Annotated in this window: 14 protein-coding genes; 7 read left to right on the top strand and 7 right to left on the bottom strand. The window is 71.1% G+C overall.

Annotation, left to right across the window (positions count from 1 at the left end):
* Positions 1-134 precede the first annotated feature (134 nt).
* The 4 genes from ABD240_RS04115 to ABD240_RS04100 are packed head-to-tail and all read left to right on the top strand — an operon-like array spanning position 135 to position 4292.
* Positions 135-1568, top strand: coding sequence for a branched-chain amino acid ABC transporter permease (locus ABD240_RS04115; RefSeq protein WP_291796636.1), 1434 nt, complete (start codon positions 135-137; stop codon positions 1566-1568).
* Between the two features lie 26 nt (positions 1569-1594).
* Positions 1595-2575 carry a branched-chain amino acid ABC transporter permease gene (locus ABD240_RS04110; RefSeq protein WP_344335377.1) on the top strand — a complete coding sequence of 327 codons (981 nt, stop codon included), beginning with the start codon at positions 1595-1597 and terminating at the stop codon, positions 2573-2575.
* Positions 2572-3498: an ABC transporter ATP-binding protein gene (locus ABD240_RS04105; RefSeq protein ID WP_291796630.1), complete on the top strand. Its 927-nt coding sequence runs from the start codon at positions 2572-2574 to the stop codon at positions 3496-3498. Before ABD240_RS04110 ends, ABD240_RS04105 begins: the two co-directional genes overlap by 4 nt.
* The gene (locus ABD240_RS04100) at positions 3495-4292 is read left to right on the top strand and encodes an ABC transporter ATP-binding protein (protein WP_344335374.1); all 798 of its coding nucleotides are present in this window, start codon (positions 3495-3497) and stop codon (positions 4290-4292) included. Before ABD240_RS04105 ends, ABD240_RS04100 begins: the two co-directional genes overlap by 4 nt.
* 75 nt (positions 4293-4367) lie before the next feature.
* Here ABD240_RS04100 and ABD240_RS04095 read toward each other — a convergent pair whose 3' ends face one another.
* The gene (locus tag ABD240_RS04095; RefSeq protein ID WP_291796624.1) at positions 4368-5627 is read right to left on the bottom strand and encodes an ABC transporter substrate-binding protein; all 1260 of its coding nucleotides are present in this window, start codon (positions 5625-5627) and stop codon (positions 4368-4370) included.
* Positions 5628-5847: 220 nt separating this feature from the next.
* Here ABD240_RS04095 and ABD240_RS04090 point away from each other — a divergent pair, with 220 nt between their 5' ends.
* Positions 5848-6273, top strand: a complete 426-nt coding sequence (locus ABD240_RS04090; RefSeq protein ID WP_291796621.1) for an OsmC family peroxiredoxin — start codon at positions 5848-5850, stop codon at positions 6271-6273.
* A 35-nt stretch (positions 6274-6308) separates the two neighbouring features.
* Here the strand turns inward: ABD240_RS04090 and coaE are convergent, their stop codons facing one another.
* The 5 genes from coaE to rpsA form a co-directional block, all read right to left on the bottom strand.
* Positions 6309-7253: a dephospho-CoA kinase gene (gene coaE, locus ABD240_RS04085; RefSeq protein WP_344335369.1), complete on the bottom strand. Its 945-nt coding sequence runs from the start codon at positions 7251-7253 to the stop codon at positions 6309-6311.
* A gap of 30 nt (positions 7254-7283) precedes the next feature.
* Complete coding sequence (locus tag ABD240_RS04080; RefSeq protein WP_291796615.1) at positions 7284-7994, bottom strand: GntR family transcriptional regulator; 711 nt, start codon at positions 7992-7994, stop codon at positions 7284-7286.
* Positions 7937-9202, bottom strand: coding sequence for an MFS transporter (locus ABD240_RS04075; protein ID WP_291796612.1), 1266 nt, complete (start codon positions 9200-9202; stop codon positions 7937-7939). Before ABD240_RS04075 ends, ABD240_RS04080 begins: the two co-directional genes overlap by 58 nt.
* 171 nt (positions 9203-9373) lie before the next feature.
* Positions 9374-11248 carry a hypothetical protein gene (locus tag ABD240_RS04070; RefSeq protein ID WP_344335364.1) on the bottom strand — a complete coding sequence of 625 codons (1875 nt, stop codon included), beginning with the start codon at positions 11246-11248 and terminating at the stop codon, positions 9374-9376.
* A 30-nt stretch (positions 11249-11278) separates the two neighbouring features.
* Positions 11279-12757, bottom strand: a complete 1479-nt coding sequence (gene rpsA, locus ABD240_RS04065; RefSeq protein ID WP_344335361.1) for a 30S ribosomal protein S1 — start codon at positions 12755-12757, stop codon at positions 11279-11281.
* A gap of 252 nt (positions 12758-13009) precedes the next feature.
* On the opposite strand from rpsA, the gene ABD240_RS04060 reads away from it, so the two are divergent.
* The gene (locus tag ABD240_RS04060; RefSeq protein ID WP_291796603.1) at positions 13010-13846 is read left to right on the top strand and encodes a class I SAM-dependent methyltransferase; all 837 of its coding nucleotides are present in this window, start codon (positions 13010-13012) and stop codon (positions 13844-13846) included.
* Between the two features lie 43 nt (positions 13847-13889).
* On the opposite strand, the gene polA is transcribed toward ABD240_RS04060, so the two are convergent.
* Entirely contained in the window at positions 13890-16535 is a 2646-nt protein-coding gene (gene polA / locus ABD240_RS04055) for a DNA polymerase I (protein ID WP_344335357.1), read from the bottom strand.
* A gap of 102 nt (positions 16536-16637) precedes the next feature.
* On the opposite strand from polA, the gene ABD240_RS04050 reads away from it, so the two are divergent.
* The gene (locus ABD240_RS04050) at positions 16638-17084 is read left to right on the top strand and encodes a PaaI family thioesterase (RefSeq protein ID WP_344335355.1); all 447 of its coding nucleotides are present in this window, start codon (positions 16638-16640) and stop codon (positions 17082-17084) included.
* Positions 17085-17104 lie beyond the last annotated feature (20 nt).

Below are 17104 nucleotides of genomic sequence, written 5' to 3'. Positions count from 1 at the left end.
AACTGTGACCAGACTTCTGCGCATACGGGCGGGAGAGGACCTCGGGCCGGTGTAGCATTCCCTCACACATGTGATCTGCGGCACATTCCGCGACCCGCGTCGCGTGCCGCTCGGAAGGACGGGACCCTCCACCAGTGAACACATCCACACCCGGGCGGAGTCCCGCCCCACTGCGATCCGCGGTGATCCTGGCCGCACTCCTCCTCGCGGCGCTCGGCACCCTCCTGGCGCCGCCCGCAGCCGCCTCGCCCCTCGCACAGGAGACGGAGGACGCCTACTCGATCAAGGGCACGCTCCGCGACGAGGACAGGGAACCGCTCGAGGGCGTCCGCCTCACCGGCGAGGGCGAGGGCGGCAGCGCGGAGACGGTCACCGACGACGCCGGCCGCTGGGAGCTGCGCTTCCCGGCGGGCGGGACCTATGCGGTCGAACTCGACGAGAGCACACTACCCTCCGGCGTCTCCCTCGCACCGGACGAGTCGAATCCCCGGGAGGTCTCCTTCGGCAGCACCAGCAATGCCGGCGTGATCTTCCGGTTCGGCTCCGGCTCCGGCGAGGACGGCGCCTCCTCCCCCGCCCCCTCGGACGCGGGCGGGGACGCCGGCACGGGAGGCTCCGCCGGGGAGGCGGACTCCGCACAGCCCGGCGCGGAGCCCGAGGGAACCGCGCCGCCGGCTGCCGGCAGGAGCTTCTGGGTGGTGCTGGGCGAGCGCGCCCTGGCGGGCCTGACGTTCGGCCTCATCCTCGGCCTCGCCGCGGTGGGTCTGTCGCTCGTCTACGGCACCACCGGTCTCAACAACTTCTCGCACGGGGAGACGGTCACCCTCGGCGCCGTCGCGGCCTTCTTCCTCTCCGCGGCGGGGCTGCCCTTCTGGGCGGCCGCGCTCGGCGCCGTGGTGGTCGGCGGCCTCTACGGCTACCTCAACGACACCGTCCTGTGGAAGCCGCTCCGGGACCGGCGCGCCGGCCTGGTGCCGATGATGATCGTGTCGATCGGCTTCGCGCTGACGATGCGCTATGTGCTCCTCTTCTTCTTCGGCGGCTCCACCCGGCAGCTGCCGGGCGCGCAGTCCCAGGTGCTGAGGTTCGGCCCGTTCGGCATCACGGTGAACAACCTCACCTCGATGCTCATCGCGCTCGTCATCATCATCGCGATCGCGCTCGTCCTCTCCTACTCGCGCCTGGGCAAGGCGACGCGGGCCGTCGCGGACAACCCGGCCCTGGCCTCGGCCTCGGGCATCAACGTGGACCGCGTCATCCGGCTCGTGTGGATCATCGGAGCCGCGCTCGCGGCGCTCGCCGGCATCCTCTACGCGTTCTACCGCCCGGGGGTGACGTTCAACATGGGCCAGCAGATCCTCCTCATGATCTTCGCGGCAGTGACGCTGGGCGGTCTCGGCACGATCTACGGCGCTCTCATCGGCTCGGTCTTCGTGGGTCTCCTCACGGAGATCTCGACCATCTGGCTCGCCGCCGACCTCAAGTACGTCGGCGCTCTCCTCATGATGATCCTGGTGCTGATCTTCCGACCCCAGGGGCTGCTCGGCAGAAAGGACAGGATCGGCTGAGAGGCCGCATCCGCGAAGGACCCACCATGGACTTCTCAAGCATCCTCACGAACGCGGCCTGGGAGATCATCAACCCCAACACCGCCGCCTATGCACTCGCAGCGCTCGGCCTCGCCCTGCACTTCGGCTTCTCCGGACTGCTCAACTTCGGCCAGGCCGGCTTCATGGCGGTCGGCGCCTACGCCTTCGCCGTCTCCGTGCTCACCTTCGACGCGCCGCTCTGGGCGGCGGTGCTCGTCTCACTGGCGGCCTCCCTCGGCCTCGCGCTGGTGCTCGGACTGCCCACGCTGCGGCTGCGGGCGGACTACCTCGCGATCGTCACCATCGCCGCGGCGGAGATCATCAGATACGTCGTCACCACCAACCAGCTCACCGAGTACACCGGGGCGGCCAACGGGCTCGCCGCCTTCGAACGCGGCTTCTACGCGCTCAGCCCGATCCCCCCGGGCCAGTACGCGATCGGCCCGCTGGTCGTGGGCGCCAACCAGCTCTGGGCCATCATCGTCGCCTGGGCGCTCGTCGTCCTCACCGGCGCCGTCCTCGCCCTGCTCGTCCGCAGCCCCTGGGGCCGGGTGCTCAAGGGCATCAGGGAGGACGAGGACGCGGTGCGCTCGCTCGGCAAGAACGTCTACCTCTACAAGATGCAGGCGCTCATGATCGGCGGCCTGATGGGCACCCTCGGCGGCCTCGTGTTCGTGCTCGGCACCGGTTCCGTCCAGCCCGCGCGGTTCGGCACCGAGCTCACGTTCTTCCTCTGGACCTGCCTCCTCCTCGGCGGCATGACGACCATCATCGGGCCGGTGGTCGGCGCGATGCTCTTCTGGATCGTCCTCTCCCTCACCCAGGGCATCCTCGTGGGCCTCGTCGAGTCCGGGACGGTGACGATCATCTCCACCGTCCAGGCCGGCCAGCTCCGCTACATCATGGTGGGCGTGGCCCTCATGCTCCTCATGATCTTCCGCCCGCAGGGCATATTCGGCAATCGCAAGGAGCTGGTGTTCTCATGAGCCCGCAGCAGACACCCACCGCCGAGGCCATCGCGAAGGACGGCGCGTCCGGGCCCGGATGCGCCAAGCGCGATCCGATCCTCGTGGCCCGCGGGGTCCGCCGGACCTTCGGCGCCCTCACCGCCGTGGACGTCGACCACCTCGAGATCCCACGGCACCGGATCACCGCGCTCATCGGCCCCAACGGCGCCGGGAAGACGACCCTGTTCAACCTCCTCACCGGCTTCGACACGCCCCAGAGCGGCACCTGGGAGTTCGACGGGAGACCGCTGGCCGGCATGCGGCCGCACAGGGTCGCCCACCTCGGGATGGTCCGCACCTTCCAGCTCACGAAGGTGCTCGGCAAGCTCTCCGTCCTCGAGAACATGCGGCTGGGGGCCACGGGGCAGACCGGCGAGCGGCTGCGCACCGCGCTCATGCCGTGGCTATGGAGGAGGCAGGAGCGGGAGAACACCGCACGGGCCGACGAGCTCCTCGCGCGGTTCAGGCTCGACGCCAAGCGCGAGGACTACGCCGCCAGCATGTCCGGCGGGCAGCGCAAGCTCCTCGAGATGGCACGCGCCCTCATGACCCGTCCGCGGCTGGTCATGCTCGACGAGCCGATGGCCGGGGTGAATCCGGCGCTCAAGCAGTCACTGCTCGACCACATCACCGGGCTCCGCGAGGAGGGCATGACGGTGCTGTTCGTCGAGCACGACATGCACATGGTCCGGCACATCGCCGACTGGGTCGTCGTCATGGCCGCCGGCAGCGTGGTGGCGGAAGGACCGCCGGACACCGTGATGTCCGATCCCGCCGTCGTGGACGCCTACCTGGGGGCGCACCACGACGTGGACCTGGGTGCCAGCGACGGCGCGGCCCGGCTCGAGGCACAGCTCGTCGAGGACGCCGATTCCCCCGTCGGAGAGGAGAGGACCTCATGACCACGTCCCCTGCGGAAGCCGCCCGCACACCGTCCCCCGCGGCGGAGCCCGTCGTCACCGTGACCGACCTCGTCGCCGGCTACCTGCCCGGCGTCAACATCCTCAACGGCTGCAGCATCGAGGCCCGTGCCGGCGAGCTCATCGGAATCATCGGCCCCAACGGCGCCGGCAAGTCGACCCTGCTCAAGGCGATGTTCGGACTCGTGAAGGTGCACTCCGGCACCGTCGTCGTCCGGGGCGAGGACCTCACGGGGCTGAAGGCCGACCGCCTCGTCTCCCGCGGCCTGGGCTTCGTCCCGCAGACGGAGAACGTCTTCACCACGCTCACCATCGAGGAGAACATGCAGATGGGGGTCTTCCAGCGCCCGCAGACGTTCCGTGAGCGCTTCGACTACGTCGCGGACATCTTCCCGGAGCTCGGCCGCAGACGCACGCAGCGAGCGGGTTCGCTCTCCGGCGGCGAACGCCAGATGGTGGCGATGGGCAGGGCCCTCATGATGGACCCGGCCGTGCTCCTGCTCGACGAGCCCTCCGCCGGCCTCTCCCCCGTCCGGCAGGACGAGGCGTTCCTCCGCGTGCACGAGATCAACCGGGCCGGCGTCTGCGTGATCATGGTGGAGCAGAACGCCCGCCGCTGCCTGCAGATCTGCGACCGCGGCTACGTGCTGGACCAGGGGCGCGATTCGCACACGGGCACCGGCCGGGAGCTGCTGAATGACCCCAAGGTCATCGCCCTCTACCTGGGCGATCTGGCGGAGCGGACCGACCACGCGGACGAGGACGGCACACGCTGACGGAGCCGTGCCGGCGGCAGCGCTGCGAGGCCCCCGCCTTCCGGCGGGGGCCTCGCAGCGTGCGGCTTGCGCCTCTCAGAGCTTGCCGGACTCCTCGCTGTCCGGCTGCGGCACGTTGTCGCCGTCGTAGACGTACACCCCGATCGTCGCCTCGGTGACGTCGCCCTTGTCGGAGAAGCTGATCGGGCCCGAGTAGCCGTCGTAGTCGATGTCCGCGCTCGGATCCGCGTCGAGGAGCTCACGGCAGGCCGTGAAGCCCTCGCACTTCTCCCCGCCCTGTGAGAGGTCGGTCAGCTGGTCGCGGATGGCCTCCGGGTCGCTCGAACCCGCCGCGATCGCCCCGAGCGCGGTGAGAGCGGTGGCGTCGTAGGCCTCTGCCGCGTAGTTGAAGTTCTCCAGCTCAGGATCGTCCTCGAGCAGCCGATCACGCAGGTCCTGCCCGGCGAAGGCTCCCGGCTGGGTGCCTGCCGCGCCCTCGAGCGTGCCCGGATCGAAGTCCGCGCTGTAGTCCGCGGTGTTGCCGTCCACGAAGAACAGCTGATCGGGGGTGACGTCCCGCGCCGTGAGCAGGGGGACGATCGACTTCGCCTGGTCGAAGCTGATGACCGCGATCGCGTCCGGGTCCGCGCCCACCACCTCGTCGACCTGCGAGGTGAACTGCGAGTCGCCCTCGTTGAAGAGCGACTCCGCGACGATCTCGCCGCCGGCCTCCTCGACGGAGAGCCGGACGTTCTCCGCGAGCCCCGTGCCGTAGGCGTCGTTGAGGACGATGAGGCCGATCGACTGCGCCCCCTGCGAGACCATGTAGTTCCCGAGCACGCGGCCCTGCAGCACGTCCGAGGGCGCGGTCCGGAAGAAGAAGTCCCCGTCGTCCCAGTCGGTAAGCTCCGGCGAGGTGGCGCCGGGGGAGATCTGCAGCACGCCGGCACCGGTGATCTGGTTGATGACCGTCTGGGTCACGCCGGAGGACGGCGGCCCGATCACGGCCCCCACCCCTTCGTTGAGGAGCTCCGTCGTGGACTGCGAGGCGAGGTCGGTCGTCGTGTCCCCGGAGTCGCGGTGCAGCACCTCGACGTCCTCGCCGCCGATCCCGCCGGTCTCATTGATCTCCGCCTGTGCGACGTTGACCCCTGCGATCTCCGGCGGTCCCAGGAACGCGAGTGCGCCCGTCTGCGGGAGCAGGGTGCCGATCTTCAGCGGGCCCGACCCGCCGTCTCCGTCCTCCTCCCCTGAGCCTCCGGTGGCGCACCCGGAGGCCGTGAGGGCCAGCGCCGCCGCGGCGGCCAGACATGCGGCGGCGCGACGGGTGCGCCGACCTGTGGGTGATGTGAGCATCCTGGTCTTCTTCCTCGAGTTCGGAGGACCGGCGGGCGGGACCCGCACAGCGGTGAGACGATGTGACGCATCTCACTTCCCACAGTGTATAGCGGCGAATGTCGAATGTGATGCATATCTCACTCCACGAAGGTTTCAGATGGGTAACGCCGCGAGGCGGCAGAGCGGCCGTCACCGCGTAGACTCGCCTGCGGAAACCGACCCCGTCAGGAGAGGCCCCATGACCGCAGTCTCGAAAGCCCACACCGTCTGGAAGGGCCCTCTCATGGAGGGGTCCGGCACCGTGAGCCTGGAATCGTCGGGCGCAGGCACCCACGACCTCACCTGGGACGCGCGCTCGACCGGCGCATCCGGGGCGACGACGCCGGAGGAGCTCCTGGGCGCCGCACACTCCGCCTGCTTCTCGATGGCGCTGGCCAATGCCCTCACGGCCGCCGGCACGCCGCCGGAGGACCTCTCCACCGGAGCGGACGTCTCCTTCGACCCCGCAAAGGGGATCACCGGCATCCGTCTCTACGTGGTGGGCAGGGTCGAGGGGCTCAGCGAGGACGACTTCCGCATCGAGGCCGAGAGGGCGAAGAAGAACTGCCCCGTCTCCCAGGCGCTCAAGGGCGTGCCCGTGGAGCTGAGCGCCTCACTGCGCTGAGCCCTCCGCCTGGGCGCGCAACGCGGCCCCGCAGCTCACCGCAGGTGCAGTCGGCCCGGCTGCACCGGGTCCGCGAACACGCGGAGCCCGCGGTCCGCGGCGAGCCACCCGCCACCGCGCAGGGCTCCCTCCACGGCCTCGGCGCCCCCGAGCCCCTCGGTCTCCAGCCGGAAGCCGAGGGGTTCGGCCGTGACGGCGGACAGCGTCTCCGTGCTGGCTCCCGCCGCGGCGAGGCAGTGCTCGAGCCTGCGCCGCAGCCGGGCAGGAGCGTGTGCGCGGACCGCAGCCTCCGCCTCGGTGGCGGGCTCGCCCTCCGGACCCTCCGCAGCGGGCTGCGCACGCCCGGAGTCCAGCGCCAGTGCGAACGGCTCGATGCGCTCCGTCCAGAGGGCGTCGAACGCCCGCCTCAGCGCCGCCGGCTCACCGGCGTTGTCGAGGACCGCGTCGCATTCCTCGTACCGCTGCGCGTCGTCGGCCTGCTGGGCGATCCGCCGCTGCGCGTCCTCCCTGTCGAGCCCGCGGGAGCGCACCAGGCGGTCCAGGCGCAGGGGTGCCGGCACGTCGACGAGGACGCAGAGGTGATAGGCGGCGCCCATCCGCTTCTCCACGAGCAGCGGGACGTCGTGGACGACGACGGGACTGGCGGCCAGGGCGGCGAAGCGCTCCTGCGTGCGTGCGGCGATCGCCGGATGCATGATCGCGTTGAGCGCGGCCGTGCGCTCCGCACTCACGAACGCGGCGGCGGCCAGCGCCTGCCTGTCGAGCGCTCTGTCGTCGTCCACCACCTGCGGGCCGAACTCCCGGACGAGGGCCTGCAGCGCGGGCTCCCCCGGCTCGACCACCTCGCGGGCGACGGCATCCGCGTCGACGATCGCGGCCCCCTTCTCCGCCAGCAGCGCCGCGACGGTGGACTTCCCCGCCCCGATCCCTCCCGTCAGACCGATCCGCAGCTGTCCGTCCGCCGTGATGCTCCCACTCATGTACACACTCTACGACCCGCGGACGCCCTCTCACCCGTGCGCGTCCTCCGTCCCGCCGCTCCTCTCTCCCGTCACCTGTGAGATGTGTGCGCGCAGCGCCGTGGCGAAGGCGGGCGCGTCCCCCGCCCGCAGGTGCTCCACGAGGGCCTGGTGCTCCGCGATGATCTCCTCGCACCGTGCGAGCAGCCTGTCGCCTGCGGCGAACAGCAGGAAGCGGTGCCTGTCCGCCAGCCTCTCGTAGAGCTCCACGAGCACCGAGCTCCCGCCCGCCTCCACGAAGCCGTGGTGGAAGCGCAGAGTGAGATCGATGAACCCGCGCAGGTCCTGGCGGCGGAAGGCCTCCCGCTGGCCCTCCACGGATTCCGCGAGGCGCGCGGCCAGGGTCTCACGCAGCTGCGGCGAGGCCCGGTCCACCGCGGTGGACTCGAGCACGAAGCGGGCGTCCGCGAGCTCCGCCGCCACCGCCGGGGAGACACCGGTGACCAGCGCCCCGCGTTTGGGATAGACGACGATCCACCCCTCGTCCTGCAGCCTTGCCAGCGCCACCCGCACCGGGGTCCGGCTCATCCCCAGGTCCGCGGCGAGAGCGGCCTCCCCCAGCATGGTGCCGGGCGGATCCACGCCCTCGAGGATGCGGTCGCGCAGCGCCCGATAGGCGCGTTCGCCCGCCGGCACCCCGGCGCTCACGGCCGCCCCGGCCAGCGCAGCCGGCGCAGCGCCGGGAGGAAGAAGAGCAGCCATACGACGAGGACGGCCGTCGCCATGAGGTTGATCCAGAGGAAGCCGCCCAGCTCCAGCACGGTGCCGGCCATCGCCGCCATGAGCGCCCCGCCCAGATTCATCGCGGAGTCGGACGCTCCCTGCAGGGTGAGCTTGGCCTCGGGCGGCACGGAGGAGGTCAGCAGCGAGGAGCCGCCGATGAGGAACATCGACCAGCCGATCCCCAGCAGGACGAGCGCCGTCGTGAGCAGGCCCATCGAGGACACCGGTGCGAGGGCGTCGTAGACGCCCAGGCCGATGGTGAGCGCGAACACGAGCGCCCCGACGAGCAGCACGGTGCCCTGCCCCCAGCGGTCCGCCATCCAGCCGAACACCGGGGAGAGCGCGTACATCCCGGCGATGTGGAGGCTCACCACGACGCCGATCGCGGTGAGCTCGAACTCCTGGTGGTCCATGTGCACGGGCGTCATGACCATCACGTTGGTCATCATCATCTGCCCGGCGATGACGGTGGCGATCGCGAGCAGGGCGGCGGGACGGGCCGCCGCGACGCGCAGCGCCGGCCCCAGCGGCAGCTGCGCCGCCGGGGCGCTCGCCGTCCCGTCCCCGCCGCCGGTCCGCTGCGCACCGGCGGCGGCACTCCCGCGTGCACCGCCGATCCGCGGGACGAGGGAGGCACAGAGCATCGCGAGGGCGAAGGCGGCCATCGAGATGAGATAGGGGCCCGCGAGCGGGTGCATGCCCAGCGCCTCGCCGAGGTGCGCGCCCGGATCCGTGAAGGAGGGCCCGAGGACGGAACCCACCGTCGTCGCCCACACCACCAGGGACATGGCGCGTCCCGTCGCCGCGGGGTCCGCGAGGTCGACGGCCGCATAGCGCGCCTGGAGGCCCGAGGCCGTCGAGGAGCCGCACATGAGCATGCCCAGGAGGAAGACCGGGAGGAGCTGCAGCGCGACCCCGGCCAGCACCACGAGCGCACCCGCCGTGCCGATGCCGAAGCCGAGGGTGAGTGCGGTCCGGCGACCCTTCCGTCCCGCCAGCGCGGCGAGCGGATAGGCGAGCAGACCGGCTCCCAGGATCACGCTCATCTGCGCGAATCCGGCCATCGAGGTGCGTCCGCTGATCTGCTCCGCGAGCAGACCGCCCACGGCGTAGCCGGAGGCAATGCCCGCACCGGAGAACAGCTGCGCCGTGATGAGCGCGGCCTGCGCGCGCCGCTGCGCCCTCATGACAGTGCCTCCGGGAATGTCGTGATGCGGGTCATCGTGGGTGCGCCTCCGTCATTGCAGTGCTCGGACGGTCCCATCTGGGATCCATCTTGGATACAACACCGAGGGTAGGACTTCTCTCCTTGTGGGGACGACCTGTCCGGAAGGCGGACGCCGCGCGGGGACGGCTGCTCAGCGCAGGTGCCGCAGATCCAGGACCCAGACACCGCCGTGCAGGGACTCCTCCGCACCCGAGGCCTCGGCGAGACGCAGGGCGAGTGCGTCACCGTCCGCAGGCAGCCGGGGGACGTCCCGGGGCACGAGCAGGAAGTCCGTGCCCCGGCGCGCCGAGTCCGCCACCGCCTCCGCGAGGTCCTCGGGCGGCACGGCCTCCAGGCCTTCGTCCTCCACGGTCCGCAGGGCCTGGTCGAGGGGATCGAGCGGCGACTGGTAGATCACCGGGATCTCCGGCGTCGAGCCGATGAAGTATCCGCCGGTCTCCGAGTACCGCATGCCGCTGACCGCCTGCCACACCATCGACTGCGCGGCATCCGGTTCCGCCAGCGCACGCGGCTGCGGCACCGCCTTCACCACGCTGTCCTCCGGGATCACGGCGGGGAGCTCCCCGCTCGTGAACAGCGCGGGGATGGGCACGGTGCGCGCCTCCACGGCGATCGGCGCGAGGGAGGCCGCCGTCGCGCAGACCCCGAGGACCGCACAGACCCGCGCCGCCGTCCGCCGGCGCGTCTGCGCCGTGCGCACGGACTCCAGCAGGACCGCCGTGAGGATACTCAGGCACAGCACCACGTGCACCGCCAGGCGCATGGGCAGCACGTTCTCCAGCACCGGGAGGGACTCCACCAGCCGGAAGGGCCCGGGGAGACCGGTATCCGCGCCGGCCACCCGCAGGCTCCCGCCCATCGAGAGGAGCCAGACGCATGCGGCCGTGCCCGCGGCCGTGCGGGTGAGCGCACCCCAGCGGCGGCTCCCGGCCGTCCGCAGCACCGCCCAGACGGCGACGAGCAGCCATGCGGCGGACAGGTATCCCCCCACCTCCGCCGGGTCGATCCCGAGCACCCGCGGCACGAGGTCCTCCTCGGCGCCGAACGGGACGAAGGAGGGAGGCACCACCGCGTCGGCGAGGTCGTTGACCCATACGCCGTGAGGGCGCAGGCCCTCCCGCGGGGCGCCGAAGTCCGCGGCCATCGTCGCGAGGAGCGGTGCGGCCACCAGCAGCGCGATCGCTCCCGCACCGCCTGCCACGAGAGCGGCCGGACCCAGCCGCCGTACCAGTCCGCGCCGCAGGGCACGGGAGCGCACGGCAGGGATCCCGAACACGCAGGCGAGGACGAGCAGCGCCGTCACAGCGGCGAGGAAGGTGCCGGCCAGCAGCTCGGTGGAGAGGTAGAACTGCCAGCCCAGCGCGGCGGCGAGGAGCACACCGGCCGGCAGGAGACGCACGACCCGTTCCGGGAACCGTCCGCCCACAGGCGCCGTGAGGGCGGAGTGGAGGAAGGCGGCGACGAGCGGCGGCAGGACCGCGAAGCTGAGATTGAGATGGCCGCCGGCCTGGCTGATGAGATACGGCGAGAACGCGTAGAGGAACGCGGCGGGGAAGGCGGCCGCCGGGGCGGCGAACCGCCGGAGGAGGAAGCCGCAGGCGAGCCCCGCGGCGACCGGAGAGGCCAGGATGCAGAGGTTGAAGGAGACCACCGGGCCCAGCAGCCAGGTCAGCGGTGCCGCAGGCACCGCGAGGCCGAGCACCGAGGTGTTCCACGCACCGTTGACGCCCTCGGGGTGATTCATCCGCACCGTGGTCAGGAGGGAGCCCTCCCCCGTGCCGGCTCCGAACCAGGACGCGACCGAGTCGGCGGCATGGGCGAACCACCAGATGAACAGGGAGGTGTCGTCATTGGCGGCGGTCACCCGGGAGGCCGGGTCCGCGAGCACCTCGCGGAACACCAGCGCCGCGGCGGCGGCCAGGACGGCGACGAAGCCGCACCAGGTCAGGAGGGTGCGAAAGGACCCCCGGACGGGTGTCCGGGGGTCCTTCTGCTCAGCGCTCAACGAGGAAGGCTGATCGTCTCAGCGCGACGCTCAGGCGCCGGCGAGCTTCTCGCGCAGAGCCGCGAGAGCCTCGTCGCTGGCGAGGGTGCCCTCGTCCGCAGGCGTCTCGGAGGCGTAGGAGGCAGCCGAGGGAACGGCGGCGTCCACGGCGGCATCCGCAGCGGCGTCCGCGTCCGCGGCGATCGCCTTGGCGACCTGCTTCTTGTGCTCCTCCCAGCGCTGCTGAGCGGCGGCGTACTGCTGCTCCCACTCCTCGCGCTGGGCCTCGTAGCCCTCGAGCCACTCGTTGGTCTCCGGGTCGAAGCCCTCCGGGTACTTGTAGTTCCCGTCCTCGTCGTACTCCTGGAGCATGCCGTAGAGCGCGGGGTCGAGGAACTCCTCGGCCTCCGGGTCCACGCCCTCGTTCGCCTGCTTGAGGGAGAGCGAGATCCGGCGGCGGTCCAGGTCGATGTCGATGACCTTGACGTAGATCGTCTCGTCGACGCTCACGACCTGCTCGGGCAGGTCGATGTGGCGGACGGCGAGCTCCGAGATGTGCACGAGGCCCTCGATGCCGTCCTCGACGCGCACGAACGCACCGAAGGGAACGAGCTTGGTGACCTTGCCCGGCACGATCTGACCGATGACGTGCGTGCGGGCGAAGTGCTGCCAGGGATCTTCCTGCGTGGCCTTGAGCGACAGCGAGACGCGCTCGCGGTCCATGTCCACGTCGAGGACCTCGACGGTGACCTCGTCGCCCACCGCGACGACCTCGCTGGGGTGCTCGATGTGCTTCCACGAGAGTTCGGAGACGTGCACGAGTCCGTCGACACCACCGAGGTCGACGAACGCGCCGAAGTTGACGATGGAGGAGACGACGCCCGGGCGGACCTGACCCTTCTGCAGCGTCTGCAGGAAGTCGTGGCGGACCGCGGACTGCGTCTGCTCGAGCCAGGCGCGGCGCGAGAGGACGACGTTGTTGCGGTTCTTGTCCAGCTCGATGATCTTCGCCTCGACCTGCTGGCCGATGTAGGGGGCGAGATCGCGGACGCGGCGCATCTCGACGAGGGAGGCCGGCAGGAAGCCGCGCAGTCCGATGTCGACGATGAGACCGCCCTTGACGACCTCGATGACCGTGCCGGTGACGACACCGTCCTCGTCCTTGATGCGCTCGATGTCGCCCCAGGCGCGCTCGTACTGTGCGCGCTTCTTGGACAGCATCAGGCGCCCGTCCTTGTCCTCCTTGGTGAGGACGAGGGCCTCGATCGCGTCTCCGACCTCGACGACCTCGGAGGGGTCGACGTCGTGCTTGATGGAGAGTTCGCGCGAGAGGATGACGCCCTCGGTCTTGTAGCCGATGTCGACGAGGACCTCGTCGCGGTCGACCTTGACGACAGTGCCCTCGACGATGTCTCCGTCGTTGAAGTACTTGATGGTCTCGTCGACGGCTGCGAGGAAGTCTTCGGCAGAGCCGATGTCGTTGACTGCGACCTGGGTCTGCTTCGCCGCGTCCGGCGTGGTGGTGGTCATTAGGTAAGGGACTCCGTGTAATGGAATGCGGCCCGCGATCCCGGGGCAGGCCACGGTCTCGTGGTGGATTGATGTGTGCGCATGCTCTGGGTGCCGCATGTGTTGCAGGTGCCGCATTCATCGCATGTGCTGGATGCTCTTCGTGCTGGTCCGGGATCCAGGTGCACGGAGTGCATACCGTCAAATATGCTAGCACCACAGAGGGGGTTCGCGCACGCGTCCGCCCCAACCGATCAGCGTAAGGACGTGCACGTGACCGAGGGAGAGTACTCGCCGGAGATCATCAGCGGCGGATATCTGGCGATCGGGGACGAGGAGTCCGTCCGCGCCAACCGCTCGTACTGGGACGGCTCGGCGGAGGAGTACCTCGCGGAGCACGGCAGCTTCCTGGGCGCCTCCGAGTTCGTCTGGTGCCCGGAGGGGGTCCGCGAGGACGACATCGGCCTGCTGGGCGACGTGACGCGGAAGCAGGTCCTCGACGTGGGCTGCGGCGCGGGGCAGTGCACCCGCTGGCTCGCGGAGCACGGCGCGCTCGCGACGGGCGTCGACCTGTCCTCCGGCATGCTCGAGCAGGCCTCCCGGCTCAGCCGCGAGAACCCGCTCACGGCCGGCGCCGTGCCGCCCACCTTCCTGCAGGCCGACGCCCGGTCCCTGCCGTTCCCCTCGGGGAGCTTCGACATCGCCTGCTCGTCCTACGGCGCCCTGCCGTTCGTCAAGGACGCCGAGGCCGTGCTGGCGGAGGCCGCCCGGGTGCTCCGTCCCGGCGGGCTCTGGGTGTTCTCCGTGACGCACCCGATCCGGTGGATGTTCCCGGACGTGCCGGGCGAGGCGGGGCTGACCGTCGAGTACTCCTACTTCGACCGCACGCCGTACGTGGAGCTCGACGCCTCCGGGGAGCCGGTCTACGCCGAACACCACCGGACGATGGGCGACTGGATCAGCCTGCTGGTGGAGGCGGGCTTCGAGATCACCGGGCTCACGGAGCCGGAGTGGCCGGAGTCCAACGAGGCCTCGTGGGGCGGCTGGTCGCCGCTGCGCGGACAGCTCATGCCCGGCACCACGATCTTCTCGGCCAGGCTGAAGGGCTGAGCGGGGCGGCTCCGCGCCGCCCCGCTCACGTGCCCGGCCCCGCTCAGTGCGCGGCGGCGTGCCAGCTCGCGCCGGTGCCCACGTTCACGTCGAGGGGCACGTCGAGTTCGGCGGCGCCGGCCATCTCCCGGCGCAGGATCTCCTCGACCTGTCCCGCCTCCCCCGGGGCCACTTCGACGATGATCTCGTCGTGGACCTGGAGGAGCATGCGCGAGCGGAGGCCGCCGGCCTCCAGCGCGGACTCCACGGCGATCATCGCGCGCTTCATGATGTCCGCCGCGCTGCCCTGGATGGGCGCGTTGAGCGCGGCCCGCTCCGCCATCTCCCGGACCTGCCGCTGCGCTGAGGTGAGTGCCGGCAGGTAGCGGCGGCGGCCGTCCATCGTCTCCGTGTAGCCGCGCTCCCGCGCCTCCTCCACGACCGCGCCCAGGTAGTCGCGCACCGCGCCGAACCGGGAGAAGTACTCGTCCATGAGCCCGCGGGCCTCATCCACCCCGATGCCCAGCTGCTTCGAGAGCCCATAGGCGGAGAGGCCGTAGACCAGGCCGTACGACATCGCCTTGACCTTGCTGCGCATCTCCGGGGTGACGTCCTCCGTGGCCACGCCGAACACCTGCCCGCCCACGTAGGCGTGCAGGTCCTCGCCGGCGCGGAACGCCATGATGAGCGAGGGATCCCCGGACAGATGCGCCATGATCCGCATCTCGATCTGCGAGTAGTCCGCCGTCATGAGCGATTCGCTGTCCGCACCCGGCACGAACACCTCCCGGATCCGCCGGCCGGCCTCCGTGCGCACCGGGATGTTCTGCAGATTGGGGTCCTTGGAGGAGAGCCGGCCCGTCGCCGCGGCGGTCTGCAGGTAGGTGGTGTGGATCCGCCCGGAATCGCTCACGGTCTTCTCGAGGCCCACCACCGTCTGCCGCAGCTTGATCCGGTCGCGGTGCGCGAGCAGATGCTGGAGGAAGGGATGCCCCGTCTTCACGAACAGATCCGCGAGCGCATCCGCGTCCGTCGTGTACCCGGTCTTGGTCTTCTTGGTCTTGGGCATCTCCAGCTCGTCGAAGAGGACCGCCTGGAGCTGCTTGGGCGACCCCAGGTTCACCTCGTGGCCGATCGCGGCGTAGGCCTCCTGCGCACTCGCCTCCGCCTGGGCGCCGAACTCCTCGCCCAGCTCCGCCAGACGCGCGGCGTCCACCGCGATGCCGCGGGACTCCATCCGTGCCAGGACCTCCTGGACGGGCATCTCGATGCCGGTCATGATCCCGGTGAGGTGCGCGCCCTCGAGCGCCTCGGCGAGCACCGGCCGCAGCTGCAGCACGGTCCAGGCGCGGGTGTGGAGGCCGTCCGCGTCCTCGTCCTCCTGCTGCGCCGCCAGCCCCAGCCGGGCCTGCGCGATCTCCTCGAGGGCGTAGCCCCGGCGGTCCGGCTCCAGCAGGTAGGCCGCGAGCTCCGTGTCCCAGTCCGCGTGCGCACGCGGCAGGCCGGACACGCGCAGCGCCTTGAGCTGCGGCTTCGCGTCGTGCATGACGAGGCGGGTGTGCCCGGCGAGGAACTCCTCGAGAGCGGTCGCACCGGCGGGTTCGAGCGCGCTGAGCGCCACGACCGCCGTCCGCTCCCCCCAGGCGAGGGCGATGCGGTCCACCGCCCCCAGACCCAGGACGTAGGTGGCGTCCGTCGCGACGGCGACCCAGGCCTCCGCGTCGATGCCCTCCAGCAGGGGCACCAGCTCGGCCGCGTCCGGCCGGGCGGGGACGGGCGCCTCCTGCGCGGATGCCGCGCCCGCGTTCCCGGACACGCCGAACAGCGCCTCCGCCCGCCGTCCGAGGACCGCGAACTCGAGCTGGTCGAACAGGGCGCTCAGCGCGTCCGCGTCCGGTCCCTGCATGCGTGCGGCCTCCACCGTGAACGGCACCTCGACGTCGTCGAGCAGGCGGTTCACGCGGTAGTTGCGCTCCACCGCCTCCCGGTGCGCCCGCAGGTTCTCACCGGCCTTGCCGCCGATCTCCTCGCTGTGTGCGAGCAGCGCCTCCAGGTCCCCGTACTTGTTGAGCCACTTCGCCGCGGTCTTCTCCCCCACTCCGGGCACCCCGGGCAGGTTGTCCGCCTTCTCCCCCACGAGGGCCGCCTGGCCGCGGTACTGCGCCGGCGTGACGCCGTACTTCTCGCTCACCGCCTCCGGGGTCATGCGGGTGAGATCGGACATTCCGCGCTTGGGGTAGAGGACGCTCACGCCCTCGCGGACGAGCTGGAAGCTGTCCTTGTCCCCCGAGGCGATCCGCACCTCGATGCCGGCCTCCTCGCCCAGCCGGGCATAGGTGGCGAGCACGTCGTCCGCCTCCACCCCCTCCAGTGCCACGACGGGGATGCGCATGGCCTCCAGCAGGGTCTCGATGAGCTCGACCTGCCCGTGGAAGTCCGGAGGCGTCTTCGCCCTGCCGGCCTTGTACCCCGGGTGCTCCTCGAGCCGGAACGCGGGTCTGCCGCGGTCGAAGGCCACGAGCACGTGGGTGGGCCTCTCCGCCTCCAGCGCGGTGAGCAGCATGGACACGAAGCCGAACACGGCATTGGTGGTCTGCCCCGTGGAGGTGGAGAACTTCTCCGGGGGGAGGGCGTGATAGGCCCGGTAGGCCATCGAGTGCCCGTCGATGAGGAGGAGCGATTCCGCGGTGGGGCTGTCGTTCTGAGTCACCGCTCCAGACTACCCGGCACCGCGGACACGGGCACGAGCGCGGACGCCTCCGCCGCTAGAGTGAGATCCGCACCAGTTCCGCTCGTCCCCCGGAGGCTCCCGATGTCCGTTCCGCCCGCATTCCCCCGCATCACCGCCGAGACCACCCCCGAGGAGTGCACGGCGCTGCTGGCCGGCTACCGGGACATGCCGGGCACGCTCATGGAGCGGATGGGGATCGAGATCACCGGGCTCGGCCACGGCTTCGCCGAGGGCGTCTGCCCGGTCGAGGGCAACCTGCAGCCCGCGGGCCTCTTCCACGGCGGGGCCCATGTCGTCCTCGCCGAGACGCTGGCCTCGATGCACGCGGCGCTGCGCACCGGCGGGCCGGTGGTCGGCGTCGACCTCAACGCCACCCACCTCCGCTCGGCCACCTCCGGCACCGTGCGGGGGCGCGCGGAGGTGCTGCACGGCGGACGCCGCCTCTTCAGCCACGAGGTGCGGATGACGGATGCGGACGACCGACTGCTGTCGATCGTCCGCATCTCGAACATGGTTCTGGAGAGCTGAGCCGCGGCTCCGCCCCGGTG

It is taken from the genome of Brevibacterium salitolerans, assembly GCF_039531405.1.
GTDB classification, from domain to species: Bacteria; Actinomycetota; Actinomycetes; order Actinomycetales; family Brevibacteriaceae; genus Brevibacterium; species Brevibacterium salitolerans.
Note: the sequence above shows the minus strand (reverse complement) of the source record. Positions and strands in the feature narration are given on the sequence as shown.